Here is a 17,395-nt window from a genome sequence, read left to right as displayed (position 1 = left end):
TCCTCCTTCAGGGGGTGGTCGGGTCGGTTTCGCGGATCCAGCGCCACTCGGCGACCTCGGGGTCGTCCTCGCCGTACCGGCGGGTGTAGTCGCGGGCCGCCTGCCGGGCGTCGACCATCCGTTGACGCAGGTGCGCGGCGCTGGCGGCCAGCCCGGGCACCCGGTCGATGACGTCGATGACCAGGTGGAAGCGGTCCAGGTCGTTGAGCATCACCATGTCGAACGGGGTGGTGGTGGTGCCCTCCTCCTTGTAACCGCGCACGTGCAGGTTCTCGTGGTTGGTCCGGCGGTAGGTGAGGCGGTGGATCAGCCACGGGTAGCCGTGATACGCGAAGATGATGGGCCGGTCCTCGGTGAAGATGGTGTCGAACTCTCTGTCGGTCAGACCGTGCGGATGCTCGGTGTCCGGCTGGAGCCGCATCAGGTCGACCACATTGACCAGGCGCACCTTCAACTCCGGGAGGTGCTGGCGCAGCAGCTCGACGGCGGCCAGCGTCTCCAGGGTGGGCACGTCTCCGCAGCAGGCGAGCACCACGTCCGGTTCGGTGCCGCCGTCGTTGCTGGCCCACTCCCAGATGCCCAGGCCACGCCGCGTGTGCTGGATCGCCTCCGTCATCGTCAGCCAGTTCGGCGCGGCCTGCTTACCGGCCACCACCACGTTGATGTAGTGCCGGCTGCGCAGGCAGTGGTCCATCGTGGCGAGCAGCGTGTTCGCGTCCGGCGGGAGGTAGACCCGCACCACCTCGGCCTTCTTGTTGACGACGTGGTCGATGAAGCCCGGATCCTGGTGGGAGAAGCCGTTGTGGTCCTGCCGCCAGACGTGGCTGGACAGCAGGTAGTTCAGCGAGGCGATCGGCTGACGCCAGGGGATGGCGCGGGTCACCTTCAGCCACTTGGCGTGCTGGTTGAGCATCGAGTCGACGATGTGGATGAACGCCTCGTAGCTGGTGAACACGCCGTGCCGGCCGGTCAGCAGGTAACCCTCCAGCCAGCCCTGGCACAGGTGCTCGGAGAGCACCTCCATGACCCGCCCGTCGGGGGAGAGGTGCTCGTCGCCGGGCACCGTCGCGGCCACCCACGCCCGGTCGGTCACCTCGAACGCTGCGCCCAGCCGATTGGAGGCGACCTCGTCCGGGCCGAACAGCCGGAACGTCTCCGGGTTGGCGCTGATCACGTCCCGGATCCACGGGCCGAGCACCCCGGTCGCGCCGGCCATCGGCGTGCCCGGCTCGGGGACCTCCACGCCGTAGTCGCGGAAGTCCGGCAGGGCCAGGTCACGCAGCACCACGCCGCCGTTGGTGACCGGGTTGGCGCTCATCCGCCGGTCGCCGCGCGGCGGCAACGTCCGCAGCTCGTCCACCGGCGCGCCGGTGGCGTCGAACAGCTCCTCCGGCCGGTAGCTGCGCAGCCACTGCTCCAGCTCGGCCAGGTGCGCCGGGTTGTCGCGTACGCCCGACAGCGGCACCTGGTGGGCACGGTAGGTGCCCTCCACCTGGATGCCGTCGACCTCGGCGGGACCGGTCCAGCCCTTCGGCGTCCGCAGGATGATCATCGGCCAGCGGGGGCGTTCGACGACGCCGCCGGAGCGGGCCCGCCGCTGGATCTCGGCGATCTCGTCCAGTGCCCGGTCCAGCGTCGCGGCGAGCGTGCCATGCACCTGCGCCGGGTCGTCGCCGGCCACCACGTACGGCTGGTAGCCCGAGCCGCGCATCAGGTCGAGCAGGTCGGCCTCGGGGATCCGGGACAGTACGGTCGGGTTGGCGATCTTGTAGCCGTTGAGGTGCAGGATGGGCAGCACCGCGCCGTCGCGCGCCGGGTTGAGGAACACGTTGGAGAGCCAACTGCCGGCCAGTGGCCCGGTCTCCGCCTCACCGTCGCCAATGACGCAGGCCACCACGAGGTCCGGGTGGTCGAACGCGGCGCCGTAGGCGTGGCTCAGCGCGTACCCCAGCTCACCGCCCTCGTGGATCGAGCCCGGCACGTCCGCCGCCACATGGCTGGGGATGCCGCCGGGGAAGGAGAACTGGCGGAACAGCTTGGACATCCCGGCCTCGTCGCGCGCCACGTCGTGGTAGCGCTCCGACCAGGTGCCCTCCAGCCAGGTGTTGGCCACGATGGCCGGGCCGCCGTGGCCGGGGCCGGTGACCAGCATGGCGTTCAGGTCGCGGGCAACGATCACCCGGTTGAGGTGGGCGTAGATCAGGTTGAGGCCGGGGCTGGTGCCCCAGTGGCCGAGCAGTCGCGGCTTGATGTCGTCGACTGTCAACGGCTCCCGCAGCAGCGGGTTGTCCAGCAGGTAGATCTGCCCGACGGTGAGGTAGTTCGCGGCGCGCCAGTAGGCGTCCAGCCGACGCAGCTCGTCGTCGGTGAGGGCGCGGTGCACGTCGAGAGCGGTGTCCATCATGCTGCCTCTCGCGGTAGGTGTGGAGCGTCCGGTGTTCAGCCTGGTCGGTGTGGACGACTCGGGTCAGGGCCGTTGGTCCCGCGTCGGCCGGGCACCAGGCCCGGTCAGTGGCGCCTCGGCCAGGCCGCGGACGACGACAACCGGGGCCGGTGAGTGGTACAGCAGGGACTGGGCCACCGCACCGAGCATGGCCCGGCCCGGTTCGTCGCCGCGGGCGGCGACCAGTGCCACCTGCGCGTGGCGGGAGGTGTCGATCAGCACCTCGGCGGGGTCGCCGCGTACCACGCGACACTCGGTCGGCACGGTGTTGTCGCGGCCGGTGTGCCGGGCCAGTGCCTCGGTGAGCTGCTCGGCGACAGCGTCGGTGTCCTCGTCGTACTCCACCACCCGCAGGGCCAGCAGTCGGGCGTCGCGGCGGGCCGCGCACTCCACGGCCCACTGCAGGGCGAGGTGCGAGCTGGGCGAGCCGTCCACCCCCACCAGCACCGGGCCCTGCGGTGGCGGCTCACGCCGGACCACCAACAGGGGGCAGCCGGCCCGGGCGGCCAACTGCACGGCGGTCGTCTCGGCCGGAACGCACTGACCGCTGCCCGCCATGCCGCTGTCGCCGACGGCCAGCAGGAAGGCAGCCTCCGAGCGGCGGATGAGGGTGGGCAGCATGGCACTCTCGACGATCTCCCCGCGTACGGTCAGCCCCGGCTCGGTCTGGTGGGCGAGCTGGGCGGCGCGGGCGATCAGCTTTTCGGCCTGGTCGCGGGGTGCGGCGACGGTGTCCGCGTCGAACGCCGCGCGCCAGTCGAAGGTGTTCAGCAGGTGCAGTGGCCGGCCGTGGTCGGAGGCCTCCTGCGCGGCCTGTTCGACGACCGGAAGGTCGAGTTCCGACCCGAGGCCGACCAGCACCGCTGCGTCGGCGGGTGCGGCCATCCGATATCACCTCCCGGGCGTCGCGCCCGGCACGACCAAGCTGTCCTGACCGAGGGTAGTCGGATGAGCACTGTGGCGTTGCGTCGTTGGGTTATCGCCCGCTCGCCCGGGTGGAGAGGACCCGGTCCCAGTCGACAGTGCGCGCCCAGTCGGCGTAGCGGTGCCAGACGACGTCGGGGTACGCGGCGTGCAGCGCGTCGACGTCGACGAAGTCGGTGTTGTCCTCGAAGCGTTGGAACATGTCGGCGATCTCGTTGCCGGCCCACTGCCGGACCTGATCCAACGGCAGCTGTCGGTACGGGATCTCACGGCCGAGAACGTCGCTGAGGACGCGGGCCGCCTCCTCGCCGGTCACCCGGTCGGAGACGACGTCGATCCGCTCGCCGACGAACCGATCGGGGTGCTCGACGGCGTGCACGGCGAGGCCGGCGATGTCCCGGACGGTTACCTGGTCCAGCGGCTTGCCCCCGGAGAGCGGGTTGGCCAGGACGCCGTCGGTGAGGCGGCTGAACCCGGTGTTCAGGACGTTCTCCATGAAGTACACCGGTCCGAGGACGGTCGCGCGTACCTGCTGCTTTCGCAGGTACGCCTCGACGTGCTGTTTGCTGTCGGCGTGATCGATGTCGGACTCGACCATCCGGTCGGCGCCGCGTACCGAGGAGTAGACGAGGTGCGCCTCGGCCCGCGCCGCCGCGTCGACCAGGAGGCGACCCTGGGCGATCTCCTCGTTCTTCCCACCGGATCCGAACGGAACGGACAGTCCGAAGATCGCGTCGACGCCGTGGGCGGCGTCGGCGAGCGCCACCGGGTCGCCCAGGTCACCGGTGACGAGCCGTGCTCCCGCTGCGGACAGCGCCCGGGCGGGCGGCGACTCGGGTGAGCGGACATAGGCGGTCACCTCGTGGCCGCGCTGGAGCAGCAGATCGGCGACGGCGCCGCCCTGCTGCCCGGTGGCGCCGATGACGAGAACTGTGGTCACAGAGGGGCTCCTTGTTCGCGGTTCGGGGACGCCGCTGATCCTCTGGCCTCAACCACGGTTGAGGTCAAGCGGTACGGTCGATCAATGCCGAGGCCCCGCACCACGTTTCACGAACTCACCGTCGGGCAGGTCGCCGACCGCAGCGGTGTCGCCATCTCGGCGCTGCACTTCTACGAGCGCAAGGGCCTCATCCGCAGCACGCGGACGGCGAGCAACCAGCGCCGGTACGGCCGCGACACCCTGCGGCGGGTCGCGTTCATCCGGGCCTCCCAGAACGTGGGCATCTCGCTGACGGCGATCCGCGAAGCCCTGGATCAGCTGCCCAGCGAACGCACCCCGACCCCCGACGACTGGGCCCGGCTGTCGGCGGCCTGGCGTACCGAACTCGACGCGCGGATCGCGCAGTTGCAGGCGCTCCGCGACGACCTCAGCGATTGCATCGGCTGTGGCTGCCTGTCGCTGCGGGCCTGCCATCTGACCAACCCCCGTGACGTGCTCGGTCGTGAGGGCGCCGGAGCGCGCCGGTTGCTGTCGCCGCGAACCGATCATGTCAACCAGGGTTGACACGGCGAGTGCTGTCAACGTATGTTGACAGCATGAGTCAGGCGACAGAACTCGCGGCGGCAGCCGGCAGCACCGACCCCCGGGTCGGGCTCCGCGCCGTCCGCGCGCTCCGCCGGCTGCTCGAGCGGCTCGAGGTGGTCCAGGTGGACAACGCCCGACGACAGGGCTGGTCCTGGCAGGAGATCGCCGACACGCTCGAGGTCAGCCGACAGGCAGTGCACAAGAAGCACGCCGGGCGACCGGCGGTCAACTCATCCTGGGAGGCGTGATGTTCGAACGGTTCACCGACCGGGCGCGCGACGTGGTGCGGCGGGCTCTGGAGGAGGCACGGGCCGAGGGTCAACGGCCGGTCGGCACCGAGCACCTGCTGCTCGCCATGCTCGCCGACGACAACGGGCTGGCCAGCCGGGTGCTCGCCGACGCCGGGGTGCGCGCCGACGACCTGCGCGAACGCATCCGCCGGCACACAGTGAGCGGCGGCGCCGGTCTGGGCGACGCGGACGCGGCGGCCCTGCGGGAGATCGGCATCGACCTGGCCGCGATCGTGGCCCGCATCGAGCAGTCGTTCGGCCCGGACGCACTACGGGAGGCGGTGCCGGCGCCGCGCCGCCGCTGGGGGCGAAAGCGCTACCTCGGCGGCCCGTTCTCGCCCCGCTCGAAGAAGGCGCTGGAGCTGTCCCTGCGGGAGGCCCTGCGCCTGCGCCACCGCCACATCGGCACCGAGCACATCCTGCTCGGGGTGCTGCGGGAGGGCGGCGGGCTGGGCGCGTTGGTGCTCACCGAGTCCGGGGTCGACCTCGACGATCTGCGCCGGCGGGTGGAGGTCGCGCTGCGGGCGGCGGCCTGACGGGTGGAGCCATCTTGAAACCTGTCTGTGGCACTTCCGACGCGGGCCGGTCGCCGGGTCGCTGAAGCCGTCCGCGTGTTGCACACTGGCGCCGTGGATGCTGGACAGGACAGACGGCCCTCAGGCGGCGACGGCGGGCTGCGCTCCGCCGTGGTGGTCAACCCGGTGAAGGTCGACGATCTCGACGAGCTGCGACGCACCGTCGACGACGCCCTGGCCGCCGCCGGCTGGCCAGCGCCGCAGTGGTACGAGACGACAGTCGACGACCCGGGCCGCGGCCAGACCGAGCAGGCCGTCAAGGCCGGCGTCGACCTGGTCTTCGCTTGCGGCGGTGACGGCACCGTGATGTCCTGCGTCAGCGCGCTCGTCGGCACCGACGTGGCCCTCGCCGTGCTGCCGCAGGGCACCGGCAACCTGCTCGCCGCCAACCTGGGGCTCTCCACCGACCTGGCCGCCGGGTTGGAGGTCGCTGTCGAACGCGGCCGACGGCTGCTCGACGTCGGCGCGGTCGAGGATCAGTACTTCACAGTGATGGCCGGCATGGGCTTCGACGCCCAGATGCTCGAAGCCACCAACGAGACCACCAAGGCCCGCATCGGCTGGCCGGCGTACGTGATGGGCGCGGCCCGGCACCTGCGCGACCGGCCGATGCGGGTGCAGATCCGCATCGACGACCGCCCGCCGCTGCGCCGCCGGGCCCGCTCGGTCCTGATCGCCAACGTCGGCCGCCTGCAGGGCGGGGTTCGCCTGCTCACCGAGGCCGAGCCGGACGACGGCTGGCTCGACGTCGCCGTGCTCACCCCGCGCAGCCTGCGGCACTGGCTCGCGCTCGGTTGGGCGGTGGTCCGTCGCAGCGGCCGGGTGCCACAGATGGAGGTGTTCCGGGGCCGGCGTGTGGTGGTCACCAGCAACCGGGCACAGCCCCGGGAGCTGGACGGCGACCTCATCACACCGGGCCGGCAACTGCACGCCGAGGTTCGCCCGCAGGCGCTCTGGCTCTGCGTCCCCCAGCCCGAGGACGCCCCCGACCTGGCCGTCGACGCGCAGGGCGCCGGAGAGCGGGGCGAGCAGCTGATCGAGGAAGCGCGTCGTGAGTAGCACCCGCATCGTGCCGGAGACCCGGCTGATGGCCGACGAGGAGCTGTCCGCCGACGACGCCTGGCACACGCTGCGTCGCGAGGGCGGCTGGCACCTGCTGCGGGACGCCTTCATCCGCTTCCGTTACGGCGACGGGTTCAGCCACTCCCGGGCCTTCGCGCTGCAGCTGTGCCTCGCCGTGGTGCCCTTCCTGATCGCCCTCACCGGCCTGATCAGCGAGCTGGGTGTCCAGGAGGGCGGCCAGGTTGTCGCCGACACCGTCCTGGCGGTCACCCCCGGCCAGAGCGCGCAGATGGTCGGCGAGCTGCTCGGCGAGGGCGAAAGGGTGGAGGATGCCGGGGAGCTGGCACTCACCCTCGGTCTGCTCACCGGCCTGTTCGCGCTGACCACCACGATGGCCCAGATCGAGCGGGGCGCCAACCGCATCTACGGGGTCGAACGGGACCGCCCGGCGCTGCGGAAATATGTCCGCGCCGCCGTGCTGGCCGTCACCGCCGGTCTGCCCGCGCTCGCCGGCTTCCTGATCCTGGTCGGCGGCGGCGCGATTGGCGACTCGGTACGGGAGCACTACGAGTGGGGTGAGGTCGCCAACGGCATCTGGAACGTGGTCCGCTTCCCGCTGAGCCTCGCGTTGACCGTCCTCGCCGTTGCCGTGCTGTTCCGGCAGGCGCCACGCCGCAACCAGCCCGGCCTCTCCTGGCTGTTCTTCGGCGCCGGGATCGCCACGGCCCTGTGGTGGCTGGCCAGCCTGCTGCTCGCCGCGTACGTGCGGTTCAGTGACGATTTCGGGCAGACCTACGGTGCGTTGACCGGCATGATGGCGCTGCTGCTCTGGGCGAACCTGACCGGGATGGCCCTCTTCGGTGGGCTGGCCTTCGCCGCCCAACTGGAGGCGCTGCGCATCGGTGTGCGGGAGCCCGCCCAACCGGACCTGTGGGAGCCCGACCCGGACCGCGCCGAGCTGTACGACACCGGGGACATGTCGGCCCTCTAGCGGCACCGGCGTGTACAACGGACGCGGATCGGGTAAAGCGCCTCGCCAGAGCCGACAAGGGAGGTGCGGGGTGACCGCGGTCAAAGAGGTGGCGCGCCGTCCGATCGGTCATTTCGCCGAACGGAGCATTGCCGGCCTGGTGGCCGTCATCGGTGCCGGCGTGGCCTTCGGGCTGCTGTTGTTGCTCGTCCGGGTGCGGTGGAGCCCACTGCAGGACGCCGACCACGCGCTCGCCGAGTGGTTCAACGGGCTCGTCGCCCCGCACCACGCGCTGGTCACCGTGCTCCAGGCGGTGACCGACCTGGGCGGCCGGCCGATCCTCATCTGGCTGGTCACCATCGCCGTGGTCGGGCTGCTGATCCGGCGGCAACCCCGACTCGCCGTCTACCTGATCATCACGGGGGTCGGTGGCCTGATCCTCGACCCGTCGCTGAAGACGCTCGTCGGCCGGCTCCGCCCGGTGGTGGACGTGCCGATCGCCAGCGCGCCCGGTAACAGCTTCCCGAGCGGGCATGCGCTCGGCTCGTTCGTCGCGTACGGAGCGCTGCTGCTGGTGTTCCTGCCGGCGATGGCGCCCCGCTGGCGCAAGCCGGCCATCGTCGGCGTCGGTGTGCTGGTGGTGCTGGTCGGTCTGACCCGGATCGCGCTGGGCGTGCACTTCGTCTCCGACGTGCTGGGCGCCTGGCTGCTCGGGGCCGCCTGGCTGGGCGTCACCGCGTACGCCTTCCGGCTGTGGCGGCGCGAGCGCGGCCGGCCGGTGCCGCCGTTGACCGAGGGCCTGGAGCCTGAGGCGGGGCACGACATCGCCCCCGCTCCCGCCGAGGAACACGTGTTGGCCCATCCCCGCTCCGCGGTGGCCGAGCTGCTGGTCGGCTGGGTGATCGTGTTCGGGGCGTTGTACGCCTTCGGCACGTACGTCAGCTACCACGCCAAGGGCACCTTCTTCGACACCCTGGACACCGAGGTGCCGCAGTGGTTCGCCGAGCGGCACACCGAGGTGCTGACCGACGTCAGCTGGTGGTGGAGCAAGTTCGGTGACACCCATGCCATCCTGCTGATCTCGCTGGTGTTCTGCCCGCTGGTGCTGGCGGTGTGGCGGCGCTGGCGCCCGGTGCTCTTCGTGGCGCTGGCGATGGTGGGTGAGCTGACCCTCTTCCTGGCGTCGGCGCACGTCGTCGACCGGCCGCGTCCGCCGGTGGAGAACCTGGACGGGCAGATGCCCACCTCGTCGTTCCCGTCCGGGCACATCGCGGCCACGATCTGCATCTGGCTGGCGATCACCCTCATCGTCTTCCCGCGTACCGACCGGTGGTGGCGGTGGCTCTTCGTGGCGCTGGCCGTGATCATGCCGGTCGGGGTGGCCACCTCCCGGATGTACCGGGGGATGCACCACCCGACCGACTTCATGGGCGCGATCCTGCTCTCCGCGCTCTGGATCGGGTTGCTCTACCTGGTGGTCCGCCCCAACGAGGACCTGAAGGAAGGCAACCAGCCGGCCATCGAGTCGGAGGACGTGGACACTCTCGACGACGAGCTGGCGCGGGCCGGCCGAGCCGACTAGGTGTCGCCGTCGTGCTGCGGGTGATGACCTGGAACATCCGCACCGGCGGTCGGGATCGCGGCGGCCCCGACCGGCTGGATCAGGTGGTCCAGGTCATCAACGAGCAGGCACCGGACGTGCTGGCCCTGCAGGAGCTGCGCGGCTTCGACCGGGACGGGTTGCTGGCCACCGTGGCGGGCCGGGTGGGGATGACGCCCCACCTGGCCCGGTCCTGCTTCGGGCAGCCGGTGGCGGTGCTGGTCCGGCCGCCGTACCGGGTCGTCGACGCCGGGTCGGTGCGCCGCCCGTTCCACCACGCCGCCGCCCGCGTCGTGGTGGCCACGTCCGCCGGCCCGTTCACCGTGCTCGGCACCCACCTCTACCCGTACTCGGGGGGTCGACGGCGGATGGAGGTCGACTGGTTGGTCGCGGCGATGCGCCGCAACGAGGGGCCGCTGGCGCTGGTCACCGGTGACCTCAACGCGCTCGATCCGACGGTCGACCACACCGCCCGGTTGGCCGGCATGCCCACGCTCTACCGGCGGCGGCACCTGCGTCGCTCCGGCGGTGCGGTGGACACCCGCGCGATCGCCCGGCTGCTCGCCGCCGGCCTCGTCGACCTCTGGCCGGCGGGCAACGTCGACGCACCGGAGGCCGACGGCCTCACCGTGCCCACCCGGCTGGGCGGGGCCGAGTTCGCCGGGATGCGGCTGGACTACCTGCTCGGCAGCACCGCTGTGGCGCAACGGCTGCACGACTGTCGGGTGGTCCGCGACGATGCGACGGCCACCGCCTCCGACCACTATCCGCTGCTCGCCACAGTGGAGCTGTCCGCCGGCTGACCGGCCGTCCGCCGCCTCGCGCGGCCCGCCCCCACGGTGTGGCGCGGGCCGATTACCGTGCCACCGTGACCGACCGCCACCCCCTGCGCCCGCCGCTGCCCGGTCCGTCGGTCGAGCACCGGGCCGCGCCGACGATGGCGCATCCGGCCGGCGACCCGCTGGTCTCGGCAACGGCGCAGCCGGCCGCCGTCGCGCTTCCGCTCGTCGCGGCCGTCGCGCGCGGTGTGGCGCTGGTCGTGGTGCTGCCCGTACGCCTGCTCTGGGAGCTGATCGCGGCTGCCGGCCGGCTGCTGCACCGGCTGTTCTGGCCCCCGCTGGCCTGGTGTGCCCGGCACCTGGTGTGGCTGCCGCTGGTCTGGGTGGGCCGTGGTCTGGCGTGGGTGGCCCGCACTGTGGTGTGGCTGCCGCTGGCCTGGTGTGCCCGGCACCTGGTGTGGCTGCCGCTGGTGTGGGTAGGGCGTGCGCTGGCGTGGGTGGCCCGCACTCTGGTGTGGTTGCCGCTGGTCTGGCTGGCGTCCGCACTCGCGTGGGTGGCCCGCACGGTGATCTGGCTCCCGTTGGTCTGGTTGGCCCGTCGAGGGTTGCGTCCGCCACTGGTCGCGCTGGGGCGTGGTCTGGCGTGGCTCGCCGAGCGCCTGGTCCTGCGGCCGCTGAGCTGGTTGGGCGCGGCACTCACCCCCGTCGGACGGCTGCTGCGGCGTGCCGTCGGCGCGCTCGACAGGGCGCTGAGTGCCGCGTTCGTCGGGCTCCTGCGCGGGCTCTGGTGGCTCGTCGCGGGGTCAGGTCGGCTGGTCGTCGCCGCGGTGCTCGGCGCGTGGCGGACGGCCGGCTGGCTGCTGCGACAGCTCTACCGGCTGGTGTTGCGCCCACTCGGGACAGGGTTGCGCTGGCTGTGGCGGCACACAGTGCGCCCGCTGCTGCGCGGCCTCCGGTGGGTCTGGTCGGTGACGGTCGTGCCGGTGGTGCGGGGCCTCAGGGCGGTGTGGCGAGCCACCGTCGCGCCGGTGGCCCGCTGGGTCCGCCATTCGGTGCTCGACCCGGCCCGGCTGGGCGCCCGGGAGGTGCTCACCGCCCTGGGCCTGCGCCGTTGAGGGGTGCGGCCTCAGAGCACCAGGTTCAGCAGGACGGTCAGCACCACCGATGCGACGATCGAGAAGAGGATCATCAGGAGGCAGCCGAGGCCACCGCCGAGCGGGCGGATCTCCGTGTTGCCGAAACGCATGATGGTCACCTGTCAGTGGATGTGGGTCGTGGGGCGAGCAGGTGGCGGATCGCGTCCGCGACCGCCGTCGGCGCGGTCGTGACCACGTTGTGCGCGGCACCGGGTACGACCACCACTGTCGCCGCCGGCACCAGTCGGGTGGCCTTGTTCCGCCACAGGTGTGGCACGACCGGGTCGCGGTCGCCGGTGACGACGACAGTCGGCACGCCGACCTGGACGAGGTCGGCCTCGATGGCGTTACGCACCGAGTGCGACAGCGTCGCAAGGACCCGCCAGGGCCGGGCGTTCCAGACGTCCCGCACCAGGATCGGGGCCTGCAGCGGCGCCTCGCGCGGGATGTCCACCAGCCAACGACCGAACTGGGCCCGTCGGGACCGGGCCGCCGGGTCACTCGTCGGACCGGCCAGCACCAGCGCGCGTACCGCGTCGGGGTGGGTAGCGGCGAGCGCGGCGGCGACCTCCGCGCCGAACGAGTGCCCCAGCAGGCAGACCGGCGGCAACTGGTACGCGGCCAGCCAGGCGGCGAGATGCTCGGCGTGCCGGCGGACGTCGTACGCGCCCCGGGGGTGCGCGGAGAGCCCGAAGCCGGGCAGGTCCGGCACGTACACCTGATGGGTGCTGGAGAGCGCGACGGCCAGCGGGGTGAGATACCGGTGCGAGACCGCCAGGCCGTGCACGAGCACCACGGGCGGTGCCCCGTTCACCGGGTCGGCGCTGCGGCGGGTGTGGGTGCGCAGCCCGTCGACGAGCCGCCACTCGCTGGTCAGTCCGCCAGCCGGCCGGGGCGCTGCCATGGCGAGCCGCAAGTCGGCCGGCCCGAACCGGCCGACGGAGGTGCGGTGGGGCGACCCGGTCGGCCGGTCGACGACGTCTCGGTTCACAGCTCGCGCAACCGGGGCAGCAGTTGCTCCTGCGCCCAGTCCAGGAACATCGGCTGGGTCTCCCCGCCGACCTGGATGATCGCCACGTGGGTGAAGCCGGCGTCGACGAACTTGGCGAACGCCTCGACGTGCGCGTCCACGTCCGGACCGCAGGAGATGCCCTCGGCGACGTCCTCCTCGCGCACGAACTGGGTGGCGGCGGCGAAGGAGTCCGGGTTGGGCAGGTCGGCGTTGACCTTCCAACCCATCCCGAACCAGCGGAACTGGTCGTGCACGATCTTGCGGCACTCGGCCTCGTCGGGGCCGTAGCAGATGGCCACCTGGCCGTAGCGGGGCTGGCCGGCGCCCCCGGCGTCGTCGTACATCTCGATGATGTGCCGGTCGGGTTCGGTGGAGATGATGCCGTTGCCGTACTCGGCGGCCAGTGTCGCGGACTGTCGACCGGACGCGGCGACGGCCATCGGCACCGGCCGTTCCGGGCGGTCCCAGACGTAGGCGTCGGGCACGTCGAAGTGGTTGCCGGAGAAGGTCAGCGTCTCCCCGTTGAGCAACGGACGGATGATCTGCAACGCCTCCTCGAACATCTCGTGCCGCTGCTGGACGTGCGGCCAGCCGCCCACCACGTGCTCGTTCAGGTTCTCCCCGGCACCCAGGCCGAGGGTGAACCGGCCGTCCGAGAGCGCCCCGACCGTGCTGGCCTTCTGCGCGACCACGGCCGGGTGGTAGCGACGGATCGGGCAGGTCACGAACGACATCAGCTGCGCGCGGGAGGTGGCGTGGGCGACCGCGCCGAGCACCGACCAGGCGTACGGGGAGTGGCCCTGGGAGTCCAGCCAGGGGTAGTAGTGGTCGGAGACCACCAGTTGGTCGAAACCGGCCGCTTCCGCCCGCACCGCGTGGTCCACCAGCTGCTTGGGCCCGGCCTGCTCGCTCATCAGGGTGTAGCCGACGCTGACCATCCTGGTATCCCCTCTCACCGACGGATCGTTCCCGGGATACCCCGGTGCGCGCCGGTCAACCCTCTCGTCCGGTTCGACTGACCCGTCCTTGACGGATCGCAGTCACCTGCCTACCGTCGCTCTTAACCGGTTAAGAGCCGGGTGTGGCGCACATCCTGTGGTGGGGATGACCGCCCCGTGACGGCCTGCGTCCGCGTGGGCCGTTGCGGCTGTCCGGGCATCGGATCCGCCAACTGAACCGGTTGCGATGACCATCCCATCGCCCTACGCTGATGCCTGCGCCGGGAGCCGGGCGCGGCTGCCGGGCTGCAGCCGCCTTCCCTGTCACGTCCCACCCCTGTCGGGCACCGGGGGTTCCTCCCTGAGGAAGGCCATGAAGACTCGACTCTCCGCCGCCGGCGCGACACTGCTCGCGTTGCTCGTCACCGTGCTGGCGTTCGGCCAGCCGGCGCACGCCGCGGCCGGTTTCTCCGTCGCTGGCGGCAAGTTGTACGACGCCAACGGCACCGAATTCATCATGCGCGGCGTCAACCACGCGCACACCTGGTACCCGCAGCAGACCAGCTCGTTCGCCGACGTCAAGGCGCTCGGCGCGAACACCGTACGGGTGGTGCTCTCCAGCGGCGACCGCTGGACCCGCAACACCAACGCCGACGTCGCCAACGTCATCTCACTCTGCAAGGCCAACCGGCTGATCTGTGTGCTGGAGGTGCACGACACCACCGGGTACGGCGAGCAGAGCGGCGCGATCACCCTGGCCCGCGCCGTCGACTACTGGCTCAGTCTCGCCGATGTCCTCTCCGGTCAGGAAAAGTACGTCATCGTCAACATCGGCAACGAGCCGTACGGCAACCAGAACTACGCCTCCTGGGCCACCGACAACGCCAATGCGATCAAGCGCCTGCGGGCCGGCGGACTGAACCACACGATCATGGTGGACGCGCCGAACTGGGGCCAGGACTGGTCGTTCACCATGCGCGACAACGCCGCGTCGGTCTTCGCCGCCGACCCGGCCCGCAACACGGTCTTCTCGATCCACATGTACGGCGTGTTCGACACCGCCGCGGAGATCAGCGATTACCTGGGCCGGTTCCGCAGCGCGGGACTGCCCATCGTGGTCGGTGAGTTCGGCTTCAACCACTCCGATGGGAACCCGGACGAGGACACCATCCTCGCGTACAGCCAGGCCAACGGGATCGGCTGGTTGGGCTGGTCGTGGAGCGGTAACGGCGGCGGTGTGGAGTATCTCGACCTGGCCACCAACTTCAACCCGGCGAGCCTGACCGACTGGGGTCAGCGCCTCTTCAACGGTGCCAACGGCATCCGGCAGACCGCCCGGGAGGCCAGCGTCTTCGGCGGCACCCCTCCGCCGACCACCCCGCCCCCGACGACGCCGCCGCCCACGACGCCGCCGCCGGCCGGTGGGTGCACGGCGACGTACACGGTGACCAACCAGTGGCAGGGCGGCTTCCAGGCTGAGGTACGGGTGACCGCCGGCGCGAGGGCGATCACCGGCTGGACCGCCGGGTGGACCTTCGCGAACGGCCAGAGCGTCACCCAGTCCTGGAACGTGGCCCTCACCAGCAGCGGCACCACCGTGACCGCCCGCAATGCCGAGTACAACGGGCGGCTGACCGCCGGGGCCAGTGCCAGCTTCGGCTTCCTCGGTAGTTGGACCGGCACCAACAGCGCGCCGACGCTGAGCTGCACGGCGAGCTGATCGTCGGACCGGTGGTCGGGTCCGCGTCGGTCCCGACCACCGGAACCGGTCCGGTCAGTGCTCCCCGGCCAGGTTCACGATGACCACTCCGGCGATGATCAGCGCGATGCCGGTGAGCTTGGCGAGCCCCACCGACTCACCCAGGAACACCGCCCCGATCGCCACGATGGCCGCGGTGCCCAGACCCGACCAGAGGGCGTACGCCACGCCCACCGGGATTTCCTTGACGGCCTGGGCGAGCAGGACGAAGGCCAGCGCGTAACCGCCGAGGCAGGCCACCGTCGGCCACACGCGGGTGAACCCGGCGGTGCTCTTGATCAGGCTGGTCGCCAGCACCTCGGCGAGGATCGCGATCCCCAGCAGCACGTACGCCATGCGTCCCCTTGGTCCTCCGTGGTCGACGAACCCATCGCTGCCCAGGCTAGTGCCGGCGACGTCCACGTCCGGCCGCCCCGTCGGCGTGACGCCCGGCCGTCCTGTCGGCGTGAAGTCCGGCCGCGCTTCGGCGTGAAGTCCGGCCGCGCTTCGGCGCGACAACCGGCCGCCCCGTCGGGGCGACGTCCGCGCGGCCCCCACATCTGCCACAGCACCCCTTTGGAGCTGATGCCGCAAACGAATCGGATGCGCTGGGCGCCCGACGCCGTCCCGGTGGATGAATCGTTTACGGCATCAGCTCCAAAGGCTGCCGCACCCGCTCCGCACCCGCTCCGCACCCGCTCCGCACCCGCTCCGCACCCGCTCCGCACCCGCTCCGCACCCGCTCCGCACCCGCTCCGCACCCGCTCCGCACCCGCTCCGCACCCGCTCCGCACCCGTGCTCGTTCTCGCTCGTGCCCGTGCCGTGCCCGTGCTCGTGCTCGTGCCTCCGGTCTGTGCCGCGCCGGCCCCGGCCTCGCCTCGCCGCAACCTCGCCGCGCTCCCCGGGGGTGGCGGCGTGAGAGGGAGTTGGCCGGGTAGATCTTGGACACTTTCCGCTCTGCGCTGACGGAAAGTGTCCAAGATTGCCAGTCGTGGCGGGTGGGGGCGCTTACGGCGCACCCCCGCGGCGTCGGCCGTCAGGGGAGACGGCCGCGTCGCGACACCTGCACGTTCGGCGAGCGTTCGGCGGGCCGGCCCGCTGAGGCCGATCGGCTACACCTCGGCCTCGACAGCAGCCGGCGGGCCGTCCTCGGACTCGGCGGCCAGTCGGGCCGCCCGCATGGTCAGGTAGAGCTGTTCGGGGCGGCTGCTCGTGCGGGCGGCGGCGGTCCGGTAGTCGGCGATCGCCCGGGCCCGGTCACCGGCCATCTCGTGCAGGTGAGCGCGGGCGGCGGCCAACCGGTGGTGTCCGGCCAACTGCGGGTCGTGGGTCAGCGCGTCGAGGGCGGCCAGGCCGGCGGCGGGACCGTGCACCATGGCCGTCGCCACGGCCCGGTTGAGCGCCACCACGGGGCTGCCGGCGAGGCGTTCCAGCACCTCGTAGAGCGCCAGGATCTGCGGCCAGTCGGTCTGCTCCGTGCTCGGCGCCTCGTCGTGCACGGCGGCGATGGCGGCCTGCACCTGGTACGGGCCGACCGGCCCACGTGGCAGGGCCCGGGTGACCAGTGTGATGCCCTCGGCGATCGCCGCGGCGTCCCAGCGGCTGCGGTCCTGATCGGCCAGTGAGATCAGCTCACCCGAGGGGCCGGTCCGTGCCGGCCCGCGAGCCTCGGTGAGCAGCATCAACGCCAGCAGCCCGGCCGATTCGCTGTCGTTGGGCAGCAGCGTGTGCAGTGCGCGGGTCAGCCGGATCGCCTCCGCCGCGAGGTCGATCCGGCGCAGGTGCGGGCCGCTGGTGCTGGTGTGCCCCTCGGTGAAGATCAGGTAGAGCACCTGCCGGACGGTGACCAACCGGTCCGCCCGTTCCGCCGGCTCGGGCATCCGGAACGGCAGCCCGGATGCCCGGATGCGCTGCTTGGCCCGGCTGATCCGCTGCGCCATCGTCGCCTCGGGCACCAGGAACGCGCGGGCGATCTCGGCGGTGCTCAACCCACCGACAGCGCGCAGGGTCAGCGCCACCGCCGACGTCGGCGCGAGCGCCGGGTGGCAGCAGAGGAAGAGCAGGACCAACGTGTCGTCCCGCTCGGCGGTCAACTCCTCGTCCGGTGCCGGCGCGTACTGCCGGTCGTCCGGGGCCTGCCGGGCGACCAGGTCCTCCCGGCGGCGTCGGGCCTGCTCACCGCGGACCAGCTCGATCATCCGGCGGTAACCGACCTGGATCAGCCAGCCACGGGGGTTCACCGGTAGGCCCTCGGACGGCCACTGGGTGGCGGCGGCCAGCAGCGCCTCCTGCACCGCGTCCTCGGCGGTGGCGAAGTCACCGAAGCGGCGGCTGAGCACGCCGAGGACCTGCGGCGCCAACTCGCGCAGCAGGTCCTCGACGCGGGGTTCGGTGTTCAGCCC

General features: G+C 71.9%; 17 protein-coding genes. 9 read left to right on the top strand and 8 right to left on the bottom strand.

Annotation, left to right across the window (positions count from 1 at the left end):
- Nucleotides 1-7 precede the first annotated feature (7 nt).
- From KBX26_RS30525 to KBX26_RS30515, 3 genes are all read right to left on the bottom strand, one after another.
- Nucleotides 8-2,401, bottom strand: coding sequence for a phosphoketolase (locus KBX26_RS30525; RefSeq protein WP_210866998.1), 2,394 nt, complete (start codon nt 2,399-2,401; stop codon nt 8-10).
- 66 nt (nt 2,402-2,467) lie between these two features.
- Entirely contained in the window at nt 2,468-3,328 is an 861-nt protein-coding gene (locus tag KBX26_RS30520) for a universal stress protein (RefSeq protein ID WP_210866990.1), read from the bottom strand.
- Between the two features lie 91 nt (nt 3,329-3,419).
- Complete coding sequence (locus KBX26_RS30515; protein ID WP_210866989.1) at nt 3,420-4,307, bottom strand: NmrA/HSCARG family protein; 888 nt, start codon at nt 4,305-4,307, stop codon at nt 3,420-3,422.
- Between the two features lie 84 nt (nt 4,308-4,391).
- Between KBX26_RS30515 and soxR the strand changes: the two genes are divergently transcribed.
- The 8 genes from soxR to KBX26_RS30475 all read left to right on the top strand — a co-directional run bounded on the left by soxR (nt 4,392) and on the right by KBX26_RS30475 (nt 11,283).
- The gene (gene soxR, locus KBX26_RS30510; RefSeq protein WP_210866988.1) at nt 4,392-4,871 is read left to right on the top strand and encodes a redox-sensitive transcriptional activator SoxR; all 480 of its coding nucleotides are present in this window, start codon (nt 4,392-4,394) and stop codon (nt 4,869-4,871) included.
- Between the two features lie 32 nt (nt 4,872-4,903).
- Nucleotides 4,904-5,140 (top strand): HTH domain-containing protein, encoded by a 237-nt coding sequence (locus KBX26_RS30505; protein ID WP_030336062.1) that lies wholly within the window; start codon nt 4,904-4,906, stop codon nt 5,138-5,140.
- Nucleotides 5,140-5,718: a Clp protease N-terminal domain-containing protein gene (locus KBX26_RS32855; RefSeq protein WP_210866997.1), complete on the top strand. Its 579-nt coding sequence runs from the start codon at nt 5,140-5,142 to the stop codon at nt 5,716-5,718. The genes KBX26_RS30505 and KBX26_RS32855 overlap by 1 nt, the downstream gene beginning before the upstream one ends.
- Before the next feature lie 93 nt (nt 5,719-5,811).
- The gene (locus tag KBX26_RS30495) at nt 5,812-6,816 is read left to right on the top strand and encodes a diacylglycerol kinase family protein (protein WP_307857948.1); all 1,005 of its coding nucleotides are present in this window, start codon (nt 5,812-5,814) and stop codon (nt 6,814-6,816) included.
- On the top strand, nt 6,809-7,810 hold the full coding sequence (locus tag KBX26_RS30490; protein WP_030336058.1) for a YihY/virulence factor BrkB family protein: 1,002 nt from the start codon (nt 6,809-6,811) through the stop codon (nt 7,808-7,810). The genes KBX26_RS30495 and KBX26_RS30490 overlap by 8 nt, the downstream gene beginning before the upstream one ends.
- Nucleotides 7,811-7,880: 70 nt before the next feature.
- Nucleotides 7,881-9,371 (top strand): phosphatase PAP2 family protein, encoded by a 1,491-nt coding sequence (locus KBX26_RS30485; RefSeq protein ID WP_210866987.1) that lies wholly within the window; start codon nt 7,881-7,883, stop codon nt 9,369-9,371.
- An 11-nt stretch (nt 9,372-9,382) separates the two neighbouring features.
- Nucleotides 9,383-10,192 carry an endonuclease/exonuclease/phosphatase family protein gene (locus KBX26_RS30480; RefSeq protein WP_030336054.1) on the top strand — a complete coding sequence of 270 codons (810 nt, stop codon included), beginning with the start codon at nt 9,383-9,385 and terminating at the stop codon, nt 10,190-10,192.
- A gap of 65 nt (nt 10,193-10,257) precedes the next feature.
- Nucleotides 10,258-11,283 (top strand): hypothetical protein, encoded by a 1,026-nt coding sequence (locus KBX26_RS30475; RefSeq protein ID WP_210866986.1) that lies wholly within the window; start codon nt 10,258-10,260, stop codon nt 11,281-11,283.
- An 11-nt stretch (nt 11,284-11,294) separates the two neighbouring features.
- On the opposite strand, the gene KBX26_RS32850 is transcribed toward KBX26_RS30475, so the two are convergent.
- Genes KBX26_RS32850 through KBX26_RS30465 form a run of 3 tightly spaced genes read right to left on the bottom strand, consistent with a single transcriptional unit; the run spans nt 11,295 to nt 13,254 of the window.
- Nucleotides 11,295-11,423: a hypothetical protein gene (locus tag KBX26_RS32850; RefSeq protein ID WP_256443305.1), complete on the bottom strand. Its 129-nt coding sequence runs from the start codon at nt 11,421-11,423 to the stop codon at nt 11,295-11,297.
- Entirely contained in the window at nt 11,420-12,295 is an 876-nt protein-coding gene (locus KBX26_RS30470; protein ID WP_307857947.1) for an alpha/beta fold hydrolase, read from the bottom strand. Before KBX26_RS30470 ends, KBX26_RS32850 begins: the two co-directional genes overlap by 4 nt.
- Complete coding sequence (locus tag KBX26_RS30465; protein WP_030336047.1) at nt 12,292-13,254, bottom strand: TIGR03557 family F420-dependent LLM class oxidoreductase; 963 nt, start codon at nt 13,252-13,254, stop codon at nt 12,292-12,294. The genes KBX26_RS30470 and KBX26_RS30465 overlap by 4 nt, the downstream gene beginning before the upstream one ends.
- A gap of 373 nt (nt 13,255-13,627) precedes the next feature.
- Between KBX26_RS30465 and KBX26_RS30460 the strand changes: the two genes are divergently transcribed.
- The gene (locus KBX26_RS30460; protein ID WP_210866985.1) at nt 13,628-14,974 is read left to right on the top strand and encodes a cellulase family glycosylhydrolase; all 1,347 of its coding nucleotides are present in this window, start codon (nt 13,628-13,630) and stop codon (nt 14,972-14,974) included.
- Nucleotides 14,975-15,028: 54 nt separating this feature from the next.
- Here KBX26_RS30460 and KBX26_RS30455 read toward each other — a convergent pair whose 3' ends face one another.
- Nucleotides 15,029-15,349 (bottom strand): multidrug efflux SMR transporter, encoded by a 321-nt coding sequence (locus tag KBX26_RS30455; protein WP_210866984.1) that lies wholly within the window; start codon nt 15,347-15,349, stop codon nt 15,029-15,031.
- Nucleotides 15,350-16,105: 756 nt separating this feature from the next.
- Nucleotides 16,106-17,392, bottom strand: coding sequence for an RNA polymerase sigma factor (locus KBX26_RS30450; RefSeq protein ID WP_210866996.1), 1,287 nt, complete (start codon nt 17,390-17,392; stop codon nt 16,106-16,108).
- Between the last annotated feature and the right edge of the window lie 3 nt (nt 17,393-17,395).

It is taken from the genome of Micromonospora sp. C97 (assembly GCF_018070385.1).
GTDB lineage: Bacteria > Actinomycetota > Actinomycetes > Mycobacteriales > Micromonosporaceae > Micromonospora > Micromonospora parva.
The sequence above is the reverse complement of the archived record's forward strand: the minus strand, read 5'-3'. Positions and strand labels throughout refer to the sequence as shown.